13 protein-coding genes are annotated in these 14,833 nt (G+C 60.9%); 6 read left to right on the top strand and 7 right to left on the bottom strand.

Annotated elements, in window-relative coordinates; genetic code table 11:
* Positions 1–154 precede the first annotated feature (154 nt).
* From ACA046_RS21090 to ACA046_RS21075, 4 genes are read left to right on the top strand one after another with little or no spacing between them, the layout of a single operon-like run.
* On the top strand, positions 155–463 hold the full coding sequence (locus ACA046_RS21090; RefSeq protein ID WP_008432789.1) for a PepSY domain-containing protein: 309 nt from the start codon (positions 155–157) through the stop codon (positions 461–463).
* On the top strand, positions 463–786 hold the full coding sequence (locus ACA046_RS21085) for a PepSY domain-containing protein (protein ID WP_003219549.1): 324 nt from the start codon (positions 463–465) through the stop codon (positions 784–786). Before ACA046_RS21090 ends, ACA046_RS21085 begins: the two co-directional genes overlap by 1 nt.
* The gene (locus ACA046_RS21080) at positions 786–1,454 is read left to right on the top strand and encodes a response regulator transcription factor (RefSeq protein ID WP_076016748.1); all 669 of its coding nucleotides are present in this window, start codon (positions 786–788) and stop codon (positions 1,452–1,454) included. The genes ACA046_RS21085 and ACA046_RS21080 overlap by 1 nt, the downstream gene beginning before the upstream one ends.
* Positions 1,451–2,767 (top strand): sensor histidine kinase, encoded by a 1,317-nt coding sequence (locus ACA046_RS21075; RefSeq protein ID WP_497674888.1) that lies wholly within the window; start codon positions 1,451–1,453, stop codon positions 2,765–2,767. Before ACA046_RS21080 ends, ACA046_RS21075 begins: the two co-directional genes overlap by 4 nt.
* Before the next feature lie 73 nt (positions 2,768–2,840).
* Here the strand turns inward: ACA046_RS21075 and ACA046_RS21070 are convergent, their stop codons facing one another.
* Positions 2,841–4,988: a methyl-accepting chemotaxis protein gene (locus ACA046_RS21070; RefSeq protein ID WP_497674887.1), complete on the bottom strand. Its 2,148-nt coding sequence runs from the start codon at positions 4,986–4,988 to the stop codon at positions 2,841–2,843.
* Positions 4,989–5,237: 249 nt separating this feature from the next.
* Between ACA046_RS21070 and ACA046_RS21065 the strand changes: the two genes are divergently transcribed.
* Both ACA046_RS21065 and ctpM read left to right on the top strand, forming a co-directional pair.
* Positions 5,238–6,557 (top strand): Na+/H+ antiporter family protein, encoded by a 1,320-nt coding sequence (locus ACA046_RS21065; RefSeq protein ID WP_459029353.1) that lies wholly within the window; start codon positions 5,238–5,240, stop codon positions 6,555–6,557.
* A 70-nt stretch (positions 6,558–6,627) separates the two neighbouring features.
* Positions 6,628–8,307, top strand: coding sequence for a methyl-accepting chemotaxis protein CtpM (gene ctpM / locus ACA046_RS21060; RefSeq protein WP_497674886.1), 1,680 nt, complete (start codon positions 6,628–6,630; stop codon positions 8,305–8,307).
* Between the two features lie 239 nt (positions 8,308–8,546).
* Here ctpM and nuoN read toward each other — a convergent pair whose 3' ends face one another.
* From nuoN to nuoI, 6 genes are read right to left on the bottom strand one after another with little or no spacing between them, the layout of a single operon-like run.
* On the bottom strand, positions 8,547–10,010 hold the full coding sequence (gene nuoN, locus ACA046_RS21055; RefSeq protein ID WP_017476148.1) for an NADH-quinone oxidoreductase subunit NuoN: 1,464 nt from the start codon (positions 10,008–10,010) through the stop codon (positions 8,547–8,549).
* 7 nt (positions 10,011–10,017) lie between these two features.
* The gene (nuoM, locus tag ACA046_RS21050) at positions 10,018–11,550 is read right to left on the bottom strand and encodes an NADH-quinone oxidoreductase subunit M (RefSeq protein WP_076016753.1); all 1,533 of its coding nucleotides are present in this window, start codon (positions 11,548–11,550) and stop codon (positions 10,018–10,020) included.
* Between the two features lie 49 nt (positions 11,551–11,599).
* Entirely contained in the window at positions 11,600–13,453 is a 1,854-nt protein-coding gene (nuoL, locus tag ACA046_RS21045; RefSeq protein ID WP_459022134.1) for an NADH-quinone oxidoreductase subunit L, read from the bottom strand.
* Positions 13,450–13,758 (bottom strand): NADH-quinone oxidoreductase subunit NuoK, encoded by a 309-nt coding sequence (gene nuoK / locus ACA046_RS21040; protein WP_003219560.1) that lies wholly within the window; start codon positions 13,756–13,758, stop codon positions 13,450–13,452. Before nuoK ends, nuoL begins: the two co-directional genes overlap by 4 nt.
* 2 nt (positions 13,759–13,760) lie before the next feature.
* Positions 13,761–14,264 (bottom strand): NADH-quinone oxidoreductase subunit J, encoded by a 504-nt coding sequence (gene nuoJ / locus ACA046_RS21035; RefSeq protein ID WP_003219561.1) that lies wholly within the window; start codon positions 14,262–14,264, stop codon positions 13,761–13,763.
* Between the two features lie 9 nt (positions 14,265–14,273).
* Positions 14,274–14,822: an NADH-quinone oxidoreductase subunit NuoI gene (gene nuoI, locus ACA046_RS21030; RefSeq protein ID WP_003174725.1), complete on the bottom strand. Its 549-nt coding sequence runs from the start codon at positions 14,820–14,822 to the stop codon at positions 14,274–14,276.
* Positions 14,823–14,833 lie beyond the last annotated feature (11 nt).

Genomic DNA, 14,833 nt, shown 5'->3' with positions numbered 1-14,833 from the left:
TCTCATTTACCGCGAGCAGGGCAGTATAGAAAATCTGGCCTGGTTGCAGGCAAAGGTCTCGCAGAGAATTGCCATGGTGGCAATTCAGTTTCAGTTAAGTTGGATCCAGTACGGTGAGCCCCGTAGGCAAAATATCCTGAAACGGAGACTCACCATGAAAACCCTCACAGCCTTGATCGCCAGCAGTATCATTGCCCTCACCGCTGGCGTCGCCCAGGCTCGCGACCTGGGGCCGGACGAAGCGCTGAAGTTGCGCGACGCTGGTACCATTGTGTCTTTCGAGAAGCTCAATGCTATCGCACTGGCCAAACATCCCGGTGCCACCGTGCATGAAACCGAGCTTGAAGAGGAATACGGCAAGTACCTTTACCAGGTTGAACTGCGCGACGCCCAGGGCGTTGAGTGGGACCTGGAACTGGACGCTGTCACCGGCGCCGTCCTCAAGGATCATCAGGATACGTAATGAAGGTAAATCTACGCACCAGCGTTCAAGTGGCGCTGGTGCTCCTGGCATTTTGCTCAGGCCTGGCCGCTCGGGACCTGGGCCAGGATGAAGCACTGCGCCTGCGCCAGAAGGGCGTGATCGCGCCGCTTGAGCATCTGCTGGGCCCGGCTTTCGAGCGCTACCCGGGCGCCAAGTTGCTGGATGCAGAGCTTGAAGAGCACAAGGATCGCCCTGTGCGCTTTATCTATGAAATCGAACTGTTGACGGTGGAAGGCGTGGTGCGCGAGATCGAACTCGACGCCAACACCGGTCAACTGCTCAAAGACAAGGAAGACGACTGATGCGCCTGCTTCTGGTGGAAGACCACGTTCCCCTGGCCGATGAGCTGATGGCCGGGCTCAATCGCCAGGGCTATGCCGTGGACTGGCTGGCGGACGGGCGCGACGCGGTATATCAGGGGCGCAGCGAACCCTACGACCTGATCATTCTTGACCTCGGCCTGCCGGGTTTGCCCGGGCTTGAAGTGTTGACGCAGTGGCGTGCCGCCGGCCTGGCCACGCCGGTATTGATCCTCACCGCTCGTGACTCGTGGGCCGAGCGCATCGAAGGGCTCAAGGCGGGCGCCGACGATTACCTGAGCAAACCCTTTCACCCCGAAGAGCTGCACCTGCGTGTTCAGGCCTTGCTGCGCCGTTCCCACGGCCAAGCCAATCAGCCCACCTTGCAGGCTGCCGGCTTGCACCTGGATGAGGGCCGCCAGTGTGTGATGCGCGATGGCGAGGAGATCCAACTGACAGCCGCCGAGTTTCGGCTGTTGCGTTATTTCATGTTGCACCCCGAGCAAATCCTTTCGAAAAGCCATTTGGCCGAACATTTATATGATGGCGAGACTGAGCGTGACTCCAATGTGCTTGAGGTCCATGTCAATCACTTGCGCCGCAAGTTGGGCCGTAGCGTGATCGAGACCCGGCGCGGCCAGGGTTACCGTTTCGGCGCCAGCCCTGCATGAAGTCGATCCAGCGGCGCCTGAGCCTTGGGCTGATCAGCGTGATGGTGATCGTCGGCCTGGTGCTGGCGCAGACCAGCCTGTGGCTGTTCGAAATGGGCCTGCAACGCTACCTGGAATCGGGCTTGCGCAACGACAGCGAAAACCTGCTGGTGGCGTTGGTGCGCGGGCCTATGGGCGTGCAACTGGATGAACAGCGGTTGTCTCCCGCCTATCAACGGCCGTTTTCCGGGCACTATTTCCGTATCGATTTTGCCGACACCCATTGGCGTTCCCGCTCGTTATGGGACCAGGAACTGCCACAACTGCCCCAAGCCGGGCTCAAGGGCAACCTGCAATTGGGGCCGGAAGGCCAGCAGTTGCTGGTACTGCGTTCGGACTACAAGCGTTTTGGCCAATCGATTTCCATCAGCGTGGCCCAGGACTACACCCCGGTCAGAGAAAGCTTTCGCCTGATGCGCCAGATCGGCCTGGTGCTGGGGTTGGCGGCGCTGTTGCTGATCCTGCTCCTGCAACGGGTCACCGTGCGCCGCGCCTTGCGCCCGCTGGAGACCGCGCGCAACCAGATCGCGCAACTGCAGCAAGGTCAGCGCTCGCAACTGGACACCCAGGTGCCGGTAGAGCTGGAACCGCTGGTGGCGCAGATCAACCACTTGCTGGCCCACACCGAAGACAGCCTCAAACGTTCGCGCAATGCCCTGGGCAATCTTGGCCATGCGTTGAAAACCCCGTTGGCGGTGTTGCTGAGCGTGGCATCCAGTGAGCAGCTCAAGGACCATCCGCAACTGAGCAAGCTGCTGCGCGAACAGCTGGAGCAGGTGCAACAACGGCTTAATCGCGAACTCAATCGTGCGCGCCTGGCCGGCGAGACGCTGCCCGGTGCCCTGTTTGACTGCGATGGCGAATTGCCGGGCTTGCTGGCAACCCTGAACATGATCCATGGCGAACACCTGGATTTGAGTTACCGCGTACCGCCTGGTTTGCAGTTGCCGTGGGACCGCGAAGACTTGCTGGAGTTGTTGGGCAACCTGCTGGACAACGCCTGTAAATGGGCGGACGCGGAGATTGTGTTGAGCATCAGCGAAACCCCGGAAGGCTTTCGGCTGGTGGTGGAAGATGACGGGCCGGGGATTCCCGAGAGCCAGCGCGACCAGGTGTTCAGCCGAGGCACGCGGCTGGATGAGCAGATTGACGGCCACGGCCTTGGGCTGGGGATCGTGCGGGATATTGTTGAGGTATGGGGCGGGGTGCTTCTGTTGCAGGAGAGCGAGCTGGGCGGGTTAAAGGTAGTTATCGACCTGCCACGCCGCCATTGAAAACCAACGCAGCCTCGCCAAGGCTCGACAGCTGCGGATACTCGGGCTTATTGCCGGAGTATCCCGCACCTCATCAAACCCTGAACTGATCCATCAGGCCCTGCTGCTGATTCGCCAAGCTGTTCAAAGCCTGGCTGACCCGCGCCGATTCATTCGCCTGCTCGGACAACGACTCCGTCACATCGCGAATTGTCGCCACGTTGTTGTTGATCTCCTCGGCCACCGCGCTTTGCTCTTCGGCGGCGCTGGCGATTTGCAGGTTCATGTCGCTGATCACCGTCACCGCATCGCCGATCTGGCGCAAGGCGGTCACGGCCTGGCCCACTTGTTCGACGCTGCCCTGGGCCTGGCGATGGCTGTTGCTCATGGAACCGACCACTTCCTGGGTACCGCTTTGCAGTTGCTCGATCACCAGGCGGGTTTCTTCAACCGACTCCTGGGTACGCCGCGCCAGATTGCGCACTTCGTCGGCGACCACCGCAAAACCACGACCGGCTTCACCCGCACGGGCAGCTTCGATGGCGGCGTTCAGCGCCAGCAGGTTGGTCTGCTCGGCAATCGCACGAATCACTTCCAGTACCGAACCGATCTTCTCGCTGTTGGCGGCCAGGCCTTCCACCTGGGTCATCGCGGTGCTCATGTCTGCGGCCAAATGGCCGATGCTGGTGGTGGTGCGGTCGATCACGGTCAAACCTTCACGCGTGGCCTGATCCGCATCGCGGGCGGCCTGGGCGGCTTGTGCTGCACTGCGGGCAACGTCCTGGGCGGTGGCGCTCATCTCGTGGGAGGCGGTGGCCACCTGGTCGACCTGGCGGTATTGCTGTTCCATGCCGGCGCTGGTTTCAGTGGCGATGGCGGCCGACTGGTCAGCGGTGCCACGGGCGTCCTGCACCGAGCGTTTGACCTGGGCAATGATCGGCTGCAGCTTGTCGAGGAAGCGGTTGAACCAGCCGGCCAACTCGCCGAGTTCGTCGTGCTTGTCGTAGGCCAGCCGCCGGGTCAGGTCGCCCTCGCCACTGGCAATGTCTTCCAGCATGCGCGCCACGCCGAGGATCGGCCGCGTCACGCTGCGGGCCATCAGCCACACCAGCAACAGGCCGACTATGGCGGCCAGCAGGCCCAGGCCCAGTTCCAGAAGGGTGCCTTTGGCGTTGTCGGCATCCAGTTTGGACTTCAGGGCTTCAGCCGGGGCGATCAGGACTTTTTCCGGTACATCCAGCAGAACGCCCCACGGCTTGCCATCGGGGATCGGCTGGAACGGCGCGAGCACCTTGAGTTGATGGTCGGTGCGCACGCTGCGAGTCTGGGTGCTGGTGGAAAGTGAACTGATCAACTGCGCGCCGTTGGCCGTGTCGACGGCGTCCAGGCGCTGGGCGAGTTTGCCGGCGTCCGGGCTGTAGCCAGCCAGCAGGCCCACCGGGCTGATGATGCTGACGCTGGTCTGGCCGTCATAGAGTTTCTGGCTCGCGCCCTGGCTGACCGCTTGCAGACTGTTGAGGTTGATGTCCACCGACAGCGAGGCGATGACTTTGCCGTTGACCATCAGCGGGAAAACGATGCTGGTCATCAGCACCTTTTGCCCGTCGATCACATAGAAATAGGGTTCGATCACGCACGGCTTGAGTGTGGTGCGCGGGCAGGTGAACCAAGCGTTGGCTTTTTCGCCGCTGGGTCCGACGCTGGTGTCGGACATGTCGCTTTCGGGCAGCGACATTGACGTCAGCTTGCCCGCAGTCGGCTGCGACCAGTACAGCGCAAAACGGCCTTTGTCGTTGCTGCCCAGCTCTTGCTGGTTGGCGAACAGCTCGTCCTTGCCATCCAGTGCGTTGGCCTCGAACACCAAGGACAAGCCCAGTAGTTCCGGATTGGCTTGCAGCGCGGCCTTGACCTGGCGCGTCAGGTCTTCGCGCAGGTCGAAGGCATCCAGGAAGCGTTTCTCGGCCTGTTCGCGCAGGAACAGCACCTGGCGGGAAAAACCGTGGCCGTATTGATAGGCGTCCATGAACTGCTGGCGAATGCCCAATGCCTGGACTTCACCCTGGGCTTCAATGCGTGCCTGGGCGGCTTCGTCGAGCATTTCCATGCTGGAAGCCTTCACCAGGTCGGAGCTCTGCGCCATGCGGTACAGCGAGAGACCTACCAGCAAGGTCACGATGCCCAGCAGGCAAAGTCCGGCCAGCAGGGTGATTTTCCATTGAATGGACAGCTGTCTGAGCGACATGGAGCCTTCCTTAACCTTTCGATACGACAGAGACGATCTGCCTGTATCGGCCGCCCAGGATTTTTCTTTATTCAAACGATCAATTTAAACTCGTTTGCGACGCCGTTCTTTGACATGCCCGCCGACCTGCTGCAAAGTGCGCGCCCTCTAATAAAACTCCTTTAAAACCTGGTTTGCGGCAGCCGTTCCCGACAGCAGCCCGGGCAGGTGTGTGCTTTTTTTAGTTTTTTCTGTCTTGAGGTAACGATGATTAATGCAGTAATCGCCGCGGTCGGCACGATGCTGGTGCTCAGCCTGTCCCGCGTGCATGTGGTGATCGCGATCATTGTCGGCGCCCTGGTGGGTGGACTGACCGGCGGCCTGGGCATCGACGCAACGCTCAAGGCGTTCAACAGCGGGCTGGGTGGCGGTGCGACGGTAGCGTTGTCCTACGCGTTGCTCGGCGCTTTCGCCGTGGCGATTGCCAAATCCGGGCTGGCCCATGCGTTGGCCGATAAAGCCCTGCTGCTGGTGGATCGCCAGGAAGCCACGGGCGGCAGTCACGTCAAATGGCTGTTGATCGGCTTGCTCTGGGTAGTCGCGATTGCCTCGCAAAACATCCTGCCGATCCACATCGCGTTTATCCCGCTGCTGGTACCACCGCTTTTATACGTGCTGACGAAGTTGCAACTGGATCGCCGCCTCATCGCCTGTGTCATGACCTTCGGCCTGATCACGCCCTACATGTTTCTGCCGGTGGGCTTCGGCAATATCTTCCTGAATCAGATCCTGCTGGCCAACGTGGCCAAGAGCGGCGTCGACATCAGCCACGTCAACGTCACCCACGCCATGGGCCTCCCGGCGCTGGGCATGGTGGTCGGCCTGCTGGTGGCGGTGTTTATCAGCTACCGCAAGAAGCGCGTGTACGACCTGGAGAAAATCGAGCGCGTCGAGCAGGTGGCGGTGCAGTACAACCCGCTGACCCTGCTGGTGGCCGGCCTGGCGATTGCGGCGGCGTTCATTATCCAGCTGTGGCTGGACTCGATGATCATCGGCGCCCTGGCCGGGTTCCTGATCTTTTCGGTGTCGGGCATCGTGCGCTGGCGCGACACCGATGACCTGTTCACCGAAGGCATGAAGATGATGGCGATGATCGGCTTCATCATGATCGCCTCGTCGGGCTTTGCCGAAGTGCTCAAGGCCACCGGCGAAGTGCAGACACTGGTGCAAGCGTCGGCGGCGTTTATCGGCCATAGCCGCGGTGTGGGCGCGCTGCTGATGCTGCTGGTGGGATTGTTGGTGACCATGGGCATCGGCTCGTCGTTTTCCACGGTGCCGATCCTCGCCGCGATCTTTGTGCCGCTGTGCGTGCAGCTGGGCTTCAGCCCGCTGGCCATCGTGTGCATCGTTGGTACCGCCGGTGCGCTGGGCGATGCTGGCTCGCCGGCGTCGGACTCGACCCTGGGCCCGACTTCGGGTTTGAACATCGATGGCCAGCATCACCATATCTGGGACACCGTGGTACCAACCTTCCTGCACTACAACCTTCCGCTGCTGGCGTTTGGCTGGTTTGCGGCAATGACGCTCTGACGGGATTGTCCTACAGATTTATTGTAACTGGCCGTTAACCTCTCAAGTTGTCCCTTAAGAGAGAAGAGCCATGCGTCTGAGTCTAAAGGCCAAAGTACTGTCCCTTGCTGTTCTGCCCGTACTGTTGTTTGCCGTGATCATCAGCCTGACCACGGTCTGGATCCTTCGAGAGCAGGCCCGTAACGAGGTTGAAGAAACCCGTCAGAACCTGCTCGACGCCGCCAAGACCACCTTGCGCGGTTACGTCGAGGTGGCCATGACCACCATCAAGCCGCTGTACGACGCTGCCGCCCAGGGCGACACGGCGGCGCGGGCGCAGGTGGTCAAGCTGCTGTCCAACACCAGCTACGGCAAGGACGGTTATTTCTTCGGCTACGACTCCGAGACCATTCGCCTGTTCAAGGGCAACAGCCCGGACGGCGTCGGTAAAAGCTTCAAGGACAACCGCGACCCGAATGGCGTCTACGTCAACCGCGACCTGGTGAAGGTCGGCAAGGACGGCACCCACTACCTGCAATACAGCTCGACACAGCCCGGCCAGACCGAGCTGGTGCCCAAGCTCGGCTATACCGAATACCTGCCCAAATGGGACATGGTGATCGGTACGTCGGTGAACCTGGACGGTATCGATGCCCAGGTCGCTGAGGTTCAGGCCAAGGTCGAGAAGCGCATGGAAGGCGTGCTGCTGAGTATCATCGGGATTGCCGTGGTGGTGCTGCTGGTGATCGCCGCCGTGGGCATGCTGGTGGCCAATACCATCCTGCGGCCGCTGCACCTGATGAAGATCAACCTCGACGACATCGCTGCCGGTGAGGGTGATCTGACCCGCCGCCTGGCCATCACCAGCCAGGACGAGCTGGGAGAGCTGGCCGGCTCGTTCAACCGCTTTGTCGACAAGATCCACGGCCTGGTGCGGCAGATTACCGAAATGACCTCCCAGCTTACCGGCCTGGTGAGTCAGGTCGCCGAGCAAGCCAATCGCTCGGAAAAAGCCATGGAGCGCCAGCGTCACGAGACGGACCAGGTGGCTACTGCGATCAACGAAATGTCTTCTGCTGCCCACGAAGTGGCGCGCAGTGCTCAAGGTGCAGCGGTGGCGGCACAGCAAACTGACGCCGAAGGCCAGGCTGCGAAAAAAGTCGTGGACGGCAGCATCGCGCAGATTCATGCGCTGGTGAACGACATCCGCAGCAGCGGCGCATCCCTGGACAGCTTGCAGCAGGACGTGTCGTCGATTGTCAGCGTGCTTGGCGTGATCCGCTCGATTGCCGAACAGACCAACTTGCTCGCCCTCAACGCCGCCATTGAAGCCGCGCGGGCAGGGGAGGCCGGTCGTGGTTTTGCCGTGGTCGCCGACGAAGTACGGGCTCTGGCCAGCCGCACCCAGCAAAGCACCCAGGAAATCCAGGGCATGATCGACCGTCTGCAAAAAGGCACCGAAGCCGCCGTGGAATCCATGCGCCGCTCCAGCGACGCCGGCGACGGCACTTCGGCCAAGGCCAATGAAGCCGGTGCGTCCCTGGACACCATGGCGCAGTTGATCGGCACCATCAACTCGATGAACGCGCAAATCGCCAGTGCGGCGGAAGAACAAACCGCCGTGGCCGAAGAGATCAACCGCAGCGTGCATCAGATCGCGGTGGCGGTGGACAGCGTGGCGGATGAAACCCAACAGGGTGCCCAGACCTCCCGCAGCCTGGCGGACCTGGGGCAGCGGTTGGGTCAGTTGGTGGGGCAGTTCAGGATCTGATTGCGGATTTACCGCCACTGCTGAAGGTGTCGTAGCAGTTGTCGAGCTCAAGCGAGGCTACGTTGGCCACGCCGTCGTTATAGAGCCAGGCACAAGATCAAATTGAGCCGACGCAGCCTCACTTGAGCTCGAGAGCTGCTACGGGAGGCAAGCTTCTTCAACCTGACAAGATTATCTTCTCCAGAAACGCAAAACGGCGCCCTAAGGCGCCGTTTTGCTTGCTGCGTTTAACTAAGCGATCAACCCGCCATCACCGCATGCTGCACCAGGGTGAGCAACGGTTGTGGGTACACGCCCAGGAAGAACGCCAGCAGGGCGATTGCCAGCAGCATTACGCCGCCCGCTTTCTGCTCCCAGTGCAACTCGGCGTCCACTCGGCGCAGGTTTGGCTCGATCAGGTACAAGGTCACCATCACGCGCAGGTAGTAGAAAACGCCGATGGCGCTGCCCAGTACCAGGGAAGCAACCAGCCACCATTCGTGAGCCTCAACACCGGTCGCCACGATGTAGAACTTGCCGATGAAGCCAGCGGTCAGCGGGATACCGGCCAGGGACAGCATCATCACGGTCAGTACGGCGGTCAGGTACGGACGGCGCCAGAACAGGCCGCGGTATTCGTACAAGGCGTCTGCGTCACGGCCTTTGTAAGGCGAGGACATCAGCGTGATCACACCGAATGCACCCAGGCTTGTGATCACGTAGGTGACCAGGTACACGCCGATGGCTTCCATCGCCAGGCCCTTGCTCGCCACCAGGGCGATCAGCAGGTAACCGAAGTGCGCGATGGACGAATAACCCAGCAGACGCTTGAGGTTGTTCTGGGTCAGCGCCAGCAGGTTACCGAACAGGATCGAGGCGATCGCGATGATGGTCAGCACGTTGCTGAGTACACCGGTGTTGGCCGCAGGGGAGATCTGGAACAGACGCACCATCACCGCAAACACGGCAACTTTCGACGCGGTGGCCAGGAACGCGGCCACCGGCGCCGGGGCGCCTTCGTACACGTCCGGGGTCCACAGGTGGAATGGCACCAGCGACAGTTTGAACGCCAGGCCGATCAGCATCATGGCCAGGCCCAACTGGGCGATTGGCGCAGGGCTGCCGGAAGCTGCCAGGGCGTGACCGATACCGCTGAAGCTCAGGCTGCCGGCTTCTGCGTAGAGCAGGGCCATACCGAACAACAGGAACGCGGAACCGGCGGCCGACAGCACCATGTACTTGATGCCGGCTTCCAGGGAACGTTTGTTGAAGAAGGCGTAAGCCACCAGGCCGTAGACCGGGATCGACAGCAGTTCCAGGCCGATGAACAAGCCGGCCAGGTGCTGCGCGCTGACCAGCACGATACCGCCGGTTGCAGCCAGCAGGATCAGCAGGTACAGCTCTTCGCGGTTGCCCGGGTAGCCTGTGCCGCCTTCGCCGAGGTAGGCGTGGGCGAGGGTAACGCAGGCCAGGGTGGCCACGAGGATCAACGCGATATACAGCAGCGCGAAGTCATCGACCATCAACAGCGGCGTGACCGCCAGCGGTGCGACCTTGAGTGCCGGGATAATCGACAGCAAGGCCAGGTTCAAACCTGCCACGGAAATCAGGAAGGTCTGTGAGTGGTTGCGGCGCCATGCGATCGCCAGCATCACCACCACAACGGTGAGGCTGGAGATCAGCAGCGGCGCAAGCGCGATAAAGTGTTGGATCGTGAATTCCATAGCGCTCTTACCGGGCCGAAGCGAGTTGAGTGAAGGCGGTGCTGAACCATTGCTGCACGCCATGCATCGTTGCGGCAGAGGTATCCAGGAACGGTTGCGGGTACACGCCGATAAAGATCAGCAGTACCGCAAGGCCGAGCACCATGATCAGTTCGCGACCGTCCATGCCGTGCAATACGGTGTCGGACTTGGCCGGACCGAAGTACGCACGGTGGATCATGATCAGCGAGTAGACCGAACCGAACACCAGGCCTGAAGTCGCGATCGCACTGATCCACGGTGTATGCACGAACGCACCCATCAGGATCAGGAACTCGCCAATGAAGTTACCGGTACCCGGCAAGCCCAGGGACGCGGCGGCGAAGAACAGGCTGATGGCCGGCAGGTAGGCGATACGCGACCACACACCACCCATTTCACGCATGTCACGGGTATGCAGGCGCTCGTAGAGCTGGCCACTGAGGATAAACAGTGCCGCTGCCGACACACCGTGCGCCAGCATCTGGATCACTGCGCCTTGCAGTGCCAGTTGGCTACCGGAGTAGATGCCGATCAGTACGAAACCCATGTGGGAAACGGACGAGAAGGCAATCAGACGCTTGATGTCGGTTTGGGCGAAGGCCAGGAACGCACCGTAGAAGATCCCGATCAGACCGAGGGTCATGGCGATCGGCGCAAACTCGGCCGAGGCATTCGGGAACAGCGGCAGGGCGAAACGCAGCAGGCCGTAGGCCGCCGTCTTCAACAGGATACCGGCCAGGTCCACAGAACCTGCGGTCGGCGCCTGGGCGTGAGCGTCAGGCAACCAGGAGTGGAACGGCACCACCGGCAGCTTCACCGCGAACGCGATGAAGAAGCCCAGCATCAGGATGTACTCGGTGGTCAGGGACATCTTGGTTTTCAACAGGTCGGCGTAGTTGAACGTGATCACGCCCGTGCTGTTGAAGTTGACCAGTACCAGACCCAGGATCGCCACCAACATGATCAGGCCGGAAGCCTGGGTGAAGATGAAGAACTTGGTCGCCGCGTAGATCCGGGTTTTTTTGCCGTCCGAAGAACTGTGACCCCAGAGCGCGATGAGGAAGTACATCGGCACCAGCATCATTTCCCAGAAGAAGAAGAACATGAACAGGTCGAGGGCGAGGAACACGCCGACAACACCGCCCAGGATCCACATCAGGTTCAGGTGGAAGAAGCCCACGTGACGCTGGATTTCTTTCCAGGAGCAGAGTACCGAGAGGATACCCAGCAGGCCGGTCAGCAGGATCATCAACAGCGACAGGCCGTCGAGGGCCAGGTGCACGTTGATGCCGAAGCGCTGGATCCACACGTGCTTGAATTCAAGCGCGAAGGTTGGATCGACACCCGGTGCCGGAGCAAATGAATAGTCGCCATGGGCCCACAGCCAGAGGCCGAGAGCGAGTTCCAGGGACATGGTCAGCAACGCAATCCAGCGGGGGAGGGTGGCGCCGAAGCGTTCACCCATCCAGCAGAGCAGGCCGCCGATAAAAGGGATCAGGATTAGCCAGGGCAGAATCATGACGGGCTCGTTTCCTTTCGCAAGTTCGCAAAGTTCGCAATGTGCATAGTCAGACCGCGACCACGATGATGGCGCCGATCACCAGGACGGCACCGGCCGCCATGGAAGCTGCATACCAGCGCAATTGGCCAGTCTCGCTGCGGCTCAGGGCGGTGTGACCGGCCTTGGCGGCGCGCGGGATCAAACCGATGGTCTGGTCGAGCGGGTCTTTGCGCAGTACGTGGCTGATCGCAAGGTACGGCTTGACGAACAGTTTGTCGTAGATCCAGTCGAAGCCCCAGGCAGCGAACCACCAGGCCGAAAGGAAACGGCCAATGCCACTGTTGGCGATGGCGGTGACGAAGCGGCGCTTGCCGAGGAACAGCAGGGCGGCCAGCAGGATACCGGCGATGGCGATGGCACCCGAGGCGATTTCCAGGCTGTGCTTGGCTGCACCACCGGCATGCCCGGCACTTTCCGGCAGAACACCGGCCAGAGGCGGGGTGATCATGGCGCCGACGAAGGTCGACAGGATGATCAGCACCGACAGTGGCAACCAGTGGGAAATGCCGTGGCCTGCATGGGCTTCAGTCTTGGCTTCACCGTGGAACGTGATGAAGATCAGGCGGAAGGTGTACAGCGAGGTCATGAACGCACCCACCAGTCCGGCATACAGCAGGCCGTGGTTACCGCTGGCAAAGGCTTCCCAGAGGATTTCGTCTTTCGAGTAGAAACCTGCGGTTACCAGTGGCAGGGCCGACAAGGCCGCGCCGCCGACGATGAAGCTGGCGTAGGCCAACGGCAGTTTCTTCCACAGACCGCCCATCTTGAAGATGTTCTGCTCGTGGTGGCAGGCAACGATCACCGCACCGGAAGCAAGGAACAGCAGGGCCTTGAAGAAGGCGTGGGTCATCAGGTGGAAGATCGCGCCGTCCCAGGCGCCAACGCCCAGGGCCAGGAACATGTAGCCGATCTGGCTCATGGTCGAGTAGGCGAGGATACGCTTGATGTCGGTCTGAACCAGGGCCGCGAAGCCGGCCAGTACCAGGGTCACGCCACCCACGAGGCCCACCAGATGCAGAATCTCCGGTGCCAGGGTGAACAGGCCGTGGGTACGGGCAATCAGGTAGACACCAGCAGTCACCATGGTGGCGGCGTGGATCAGTGCCGAAACCGGGGTAGGGCCGGCCATCGCATCCGCCAGCCAGGTTTGCAGCGGCAGTTGCGCGGATTTACCAACGGCGCCACCCAGCAGCATCAGGGTCGCCAGGGTGATCCAGAAGTCGCCGACCTGGAATTTCTGCGGTGCCAGCACCAGCAGTTCCTGGATGTTCAGCGTGCCCACTTGTTGGAACAGAATGAACAGGCCGATGGCCATGAACACGTCGCCGATCCGGGTCACGATAAAGGCTTTGAGTGCGGCGTTACCGTTGTTGCGGTTGCTGTAGTAGAAACCGATCAACAGGTACGAGCACAGGCCCACGCCTTCCCAGCCGAAGTACAGGAACAACAGGTTATCGCCCAGCACCAGGAACAGCATGCTCGCGATAAACAGGTTGGTGTAGGCGAAGAAGCGCGAGTAACCGGCTTCACCGCGCATGTACCAGGATGCGAACAGGTGGATCAGGAAGCCAACACCCACCACCACGCCGAGCATGGTGATCGACAGGCCGTCGACGTAGAGGGCGAAGTTGGGCTTGAAGCCCTCCACCGACATCCACTGCCACAGCACCAGGGTGTAGTGACCGCCTTCCGGCGGTGCGACGTTGAATTGCCAGATGACGTAGGCGGCGACAATCGCCGACAGGCCAATGGAACCCACGCCGATCAAGGCCGAGAGGTTTTCCGACCAGCGTCCACGGGAGAACGACAGCAGCAGGAAACCGATCAGGGGAAATACGAAAGTCAGAAAGATCATGTTCATCCGCGCATCTCACTGGCAGCGTCGATATCAAGCGTGTGGAAGCGACGATACAGTTGCAGCAGGATCGCCAGGCCAATACTGGCCTCGGCGGCTGCCAGGCTGATCACCAGGATGAACATCACTTGTCCATCCGGCTGGCCCCAACGGCTACCGGCCACGATGAACGCGAGTGCCGCGGCGTTCATCATGATTTCCAGGCTCATCAACACGAACAGAATGTTGCGGCGAACCATCAGGCCGACCAGGCCAAGGCAGAACAGGATGCCGGCGACCGCCAGACCATGCTCCAAAGGGATAGCAGGCATCGTCATTGCTCCTTGGCTTCGTTGCGGCCCAAGTGGAAGGCGGTGATGGCTGCAGCGAGCAGCAACATCGAAGCCAGTTCGACCACCAACAGGTACGGGCCGAACAGGCTGATGCCCACGGCTTTCGCGTCTACGGTGGTGTGGCCGATGGCCTGGCCGCTCTGGTGAGCGAACAGCACATACAGCAGTTCACCCAGCAGCAAGGCTGCCAGGATCACCGGGCCGAGCCAGATGCCGGGCTTGAGCCAGACGCGTTCCTGGGCGACCGAAGCCGGCCCCAGGTTGAGCATCATCACCACAAACACGAACAGCACCATGATGGCGCCAGCGTAGGCAATCACTTCCAGCACACCGGCGAACGGTGCGCCGAGGCTGAAGAAGGTCATGGCCACGGCGATCAGCGAAATGATCAGGTAGAGCAGGGCGTGCACGGGGTTAGTGTTGGTGATCACGCGAAGCGTGGACACCACTGCAATACCCGATGCGAAATAGAAAGCGAATTCCATCTTTCTTCCTTAAGGCAGCAAGCTCTTCACGTTGATCGGCTCGGCTTCGTTTTGTGCGGCGCCTTTCGGCTTACCGGCAACGGCCATACCTGCAACACGATAGAAGTTGTAATCAGGGTTTTTACCGGGACCAGAGATCAGCAGATCTTCTTTCTCGTACACCAGGTCCTGACGTTTGAACTCGGCCATCTCGAAATCCGGTGTCAGCTGGATTGCGGTGGTCGGGCAAGCTTCCTCGCAGAGGCCGCAGAAAATGCAGCGCGAGAAGTTGATGCGGAAGAAGTCCGGGTACCAGCGACCGTCTTCGGTTTCAGCTTTCTGCAGCGAGATGCAACCCACCGGGCACGCCACGGCGCACAGGTTGCAGGCCACGCAGCGCTCTTCGCCGTCGGGGTCGCGGGTCAGGACGATGCGGCCGCGATAACGCGGCGGCAGGTACACCGCTTCTTCCGGGTATTGCAAGGTGTCGCGTTTGCGAAAGCCGTGACCGAACACCATCACCAGGCTTCGCAACTGGGTACCGGTACCCTTAACGATGTCGCCAATATATTTGAACATGGGTCAAATCC

The organism is Pseudomonas sp. LBUM1641 (assembly GCF_059716235.1).
This window is presented reverse-complemented; position numbering and strand designations above follow the sequence as displayed.

Coding starts and splice junctions, on each gene's coding strand:
- nuoM (WP_076016753.1), bottom strand. CDS start 11,550: ATGATTCTGCCCTGGCTAATCCTGATCCCTTTTATCGGCGGCCTGCTC.
- ACA046_RS21080 (WP_076016748.1), top strand. CDS start 786: ATGCGCCTGCTTCTGGTGGAAGACCACGTTCCCCTGGCCGATGAGCTG.
- ACA046_RS21075 (WP_497674888.1), top strand. CDS start 1,451: ATGAAGTCGATCCAGCGGCGCCTGAGCCTTGGGCTGATCAGCGTGATG.
- ACA046_RS21070 (WP_497674887.1), bottom strand. CDS start 4,988: ATGTCGCTCAGACAGCTGTCCATTCAATGGAAAATCACCCTGCTGGCC.
- ACA046_RS21085 (WP_003219549.1), top strand. CDS start 463: ATGAAGGTAAATCTACGCACCAGCGTTCAAGTGGCGCTGGTGCTCCTG.
- ACA046_RS21090 (WP_008432789.1), top strand. CDS start 155: ATGAAAACCCTCACAGCCTTGATCGCCAGCAGTATCATTGCCCTCACC.
- nuoI (WP_003174725.1), bottom strand. CDS start 14,822: ATGTTCAAATATATTGGCGACATCGTTAAGGGTACCGGTACCCAGTTG.
- nuoJ (WP_003219561.1), bottom strand. CDS start 14,264: ATGGAATTCGCTTTCTATTTCGCATCGGGTATTGCAGTGGTGTCCACG.
- nuoN (WP_017476148.1), bottom strand. CDS start 10,010: ATGGAATTCACGATCCAACACTTTATCGCGCTTGCGCCGCTGCTGATC.
- nuoL (WP_459022134.1), bottom strand. CDS start 13,453: ATGAACATGATCTTTCTGACTTTCGTATTTCCCCTGATCGGTTTCCTG.
- nuoK (WP_003219560.1), bottom strand. CDS start 13,758: ATGCCTGCTATCCCTTTGGAGCATGGTCTGGCGGTCGCCGGCATCCTG.
- ctpM (WP_497674886.1), top strand. CDS start 6,628: ATGCGTCTGAGTCTAAAGGCCAAAGTACTGTCCCTTGCTGTTCTGCCC.